Annotated in this window: 4 protein-coding genes; 2 read left to right on the top strand and 2 right to left on the bottom strand. The window is 48.5% G+C overall.

Translation table 11 applies throughout. The features are described 5' to 3' along the window. Nucleotides 1-186 (top strand): hypothetical protein (locus C7N83_RS15450; protein WP_211296673.1); only part of this gene is annotated, 186 nt, incomplete at its 5' end. Here C7N83_RS15450 and C7N83_RS13550 read toward each other — a convergent pair. Then, on the bottom strand, nt 176-670 hold the full coding sequence (locus C7N83_RS13550; RefSeq protein WP_106743251.1) for a DMP19 family protein: 495 nt from the start codon (nt 668-670) through the stop codon (nt 176-178). The genes C7N83_RS15450 and C7N83_RS13550 overlap by 11 nt on opposite strands. A 177-nt stretch (nt 671-847) precedes the next feature. Here C7N83_RS13550 and C7N83_RS13545 point away from each other — a divergent pair, with 177 nt between their 5' ends. Then, entirely contained in the window at nt 848-2,317 is a 1,470-nt protein-coding gene (locus C7N83_RS13545; protein WP_106743250.1) for a protein adenylyltransferase SelO, read from the top strand. A 374-nt stretch (nt 2,318-2,691) separates the two neighbouring features. Here the strand turns inward: C7N83_RS13545 and C7N83_RS13540 are convergent, their stop codons facing one another. Continuing rightward, complete coding sequence (locus tag C7N83_RS13540; RefSeq protein ID WP_106743249.1) at nt 2,692-2,958, bottom strand: hypothetical protein; 267 nt, start codon at nt 2,956-2,958, stop codon at nt 2,692-2,694. Between the last annotated feature and the right edge of the window lie 192 nt (nt 2,959-3,150).

Here is a 3,150-nt window from a genome sequence, read left to right as displayed (position 1 = left end):
GCGGCGGAACGGGCAGTTCGTTCCAATACAGGAACTGAAGCCGTTTCTTTGGGATACGCTTTTTTAATTTGCAACGGCTTATCTTCATTTTTGCAGCCCATCATGACTGATAATCTACGTCAGCCCCATAATTTTTCAGAAGGCCTTTCGTTTTTTACTGCCCGGTTTCGATGGTTTAATCTTTGATAACGGCAAACTTTTCCCAATTGGCCTGCACATAGGCCACGGCAGCGGCCATATCTTCATCGGCAGCTTCGTAATATCCGCCATCAAGTTCTTCAAAACCGGCAAACTTGGCGCGGATATCGTCTAATGGCGTGTCGGCTTCGGCCAGTTGCTCGATTTCTTGGCCATATTTCGCATACAGCGTTTTGGCTTTGTCTAAAATTTTCGGAGTTGGTTTAATCTGCCAGCGTCGCAGGCTGTCGGCCACGGGGTTTAGAAAAATATATTCACCGTAGCCTGCCGCGATGAGTTGCACAAAGCCGCCTTCCTGCACTTGGCTGTCGAGATAGCAATAGGCGGTTAAGGTGTGCTGTTCGTCGTTTAAATAAGCCATTTCTTCGTCACTGATTTGCGCTGTGTGGTCGAGATAAGCCGCGCTTAAGGTGTAGAGAAACTCGGCTGGGTCGTTGGGATTGAGTTCGTCGGGTTGGAATAAAGTAGTCATGTCAGGGGTTCTGAAAAAATGGGGATGGCAGCCATTATCATTATAAGGAAAACGGCGTTGGGTAGGAAATTTTGATTGTTGCCGCATAATATTTTCAGACGGTCTCACAGATGAATACGTTTATCGGTGTAAACAAATGTGTTATCTTGAGGCCATTAATTATATAAGGAAACCATCATGCACACACTTTCCCTGAAAGCAGCGCGTTTTGCCACGCTGCCCAACATGTTTTACAGCCCGGTCAAGCCTGAGCCACTGAATCAGCCATATTGGATTGCGGTCAACGAAACCTTGCTGGACGAACTCGGTATGCCGTCTGAAACGTTTCAGACAGCGCCGAATCTTGCTTATCTTTCCGGCAGCTTGGCGGAATATCAGCCGCAGCCAATAGCGACGGTGTACGGCGGCCATCAATTCGGTGGCTACACACCGCGTTTAGGCGATGGGCGTGCGTTGTTACTGGGTGAGACGGTGGATAATAATGGCAAGGCATGGGAATGGCAGCTTAAAGGTGCGGGCAAAACGCCGTATTCGCGCTTTGCTGACGGCAGGGCGGTGTTGCGCTCGAGTGTGCGCGAATATTTGTGTTCCGAAGCCATGCATGGCCTGAATATTCCGACCACGCGCGCGTTGGCCTTGATCGGCAGCAATGACGAAGTGTACCGCGAAACCGTCGAAACTGCCGCCGTGGTCACCCGAATCGCACCGGGTTTTATCCGCTTCGGCCATTTTGAATATTTTTTCTATGCCGGCCGTGAGGCCGGGCTGAAAACGCTGGCCGATTTCGTTATTGGGCATTATTACCCCGAATGTCGCGAAGCCGGGAATTCTTATCTGGCTTTGTTGCAAATAGTATTCGAGCGGACCGCCGATACCGTCGCCGCATGGCAGAGCGTCGGCTTTTGCCACGGCGTGATGAACACTGACAATATGTCGATACTCGGCCTGACCATCGATTACGGTCCGTTCGGCTTTATGGAAGGATACGACCGCCGCCACGTCTGTAACCATTCCGACCACGAAGGCCGCTATGCCTATCATGCCCAGCCTTATATCGCGCATTGGAATTTGGCGGCTTTGGCCAATTGTTTTGAAGCTTTGGTGCCGGAAAACAAACGCAATGATTTATTGGAACAATGGCCGCAAACCTTCCAGACGGCCTATCTTAAATACATGCGCCCGAAGCTCGGTTTGCTGGACGAACACCAAGACGACGAGGAACTGATCGCCGATATGTTCGCCGCGCTGCAAGATAAAAAAATCGATTTCACCCTATTTTTCAGACGATTGAGCGCAATCAGCAATGCGCATGACGACGCCCTGCCTGCTGAACTGATGGCTTTGTTCGGCGATAATAATCCGCAATTATTTTTGCGTTGGGTCGGCCGCTACCGCCAACGCCTGCGTGCTGAAAAAAATGACGATGCCGCACGCAAACTGCGCATGAATCAGGTCAATCCGCTGTATGTGTTGCGGAATTATCTGGCGCAACAAGCCATCGAATCGGCCAAACACGGTGATTACCGGGAAATCGGACGTCTGCACCGCTGCTTGGAAAACCCGTTTGACGAACGGCCAGAGTTTGCCGATTTAGCCGAACCCGCACCGGAATGGGCGGAGGGGATTGCGGTGAGTTGTTCGAGCTGAAGTGCGTGGAAGGCCGTCTGAAAAACAGAGGCCTTACCCGTAAATTTTCAGAAACCTTATAATCCGTCATTGCCGGGTAGGTGGGAATGACGGGCATAGTTCTCTTGGTTCAAATTGAGTTTTGCAAAAGCCTCTTGAGTTTTGCAAAACCTCAAACAATAGATTTTTTCAGACGGCATTTTATATTCCCGTTTATTTCAACATTCAGAGATGTAAAATTTTCAAGCAAACTTTATCCGTCACTATCGAACTTGACCCGATAATGACGGACATTATTTTTTTTTGAGTACAAATTCTGAATAATTCATCAATGTCATCAATACCCCTACTATTGCAAAGATGCTTTATCTCTGCCCACTTTTTCTCAATATCGTTTAAATCAGGGCGGTAAGGCGGTACCAAAGAATGGTATGCCCAGCCTCCCGTAATGCCGTTACAATCTCATTGCCTTTATGGAAAGTCGCATTATCCGTCACAATGACACTTTGCCCAGGTAAATTCGGAATAAGCAACTCATTGACCCATTTCGTCAAAACCGCACGTGCGATACTGAAATCAAATAAAATGCCGAGACCTTTGCAAAACCCTCTTAAACCCCATGCAAAGTAACCATAGTTACCAAATGGCGTAATACGTCCCAAACCCCTAAAATCCCCTAAATTCCTTTGAAACCGGATTTTAGAGGATTCTCCCCATGGGCCGCTTTTTCAAACAAACTACCGAAACCATGATTGCCAAACATATTGACCGCTTTCCATTGCTTAAAAACCACTTCATTACCGGCCGGCAGCCCATCACCAATTATCCCGAACAGCAAAAAGGCCGTTATGCCC

This window comes from Neisseria iguanae (genome assembly GCF_003013245.1).
Lineage (GTDB): Bacteria > Pseudomonadota > Gammaproteobacteria > Burkholderiales > Neisseriaceae > Neisseria > Neisseria iguanae.
This window is presented reverse-complemented; position numbering and strand designations above follow the sequence as displayed.

Excerpts from the sequence above, each read along its gene's own strand:
- C7N83_RS13550 (WP_106743251.1), bottom strand. The coding sequence starts at position 670 with ATGACTACTTTATTCCAACCCGACGAACTCAATCCCAACGACCCAGCC.
- C7N83_RS13545 (WP_106743250.1), top strand. The coding sequence starts at position 848 with ATGCACACACTTTCCCTGAAAGCAGCGCGTTTTGCCACGCTGCCCAAC.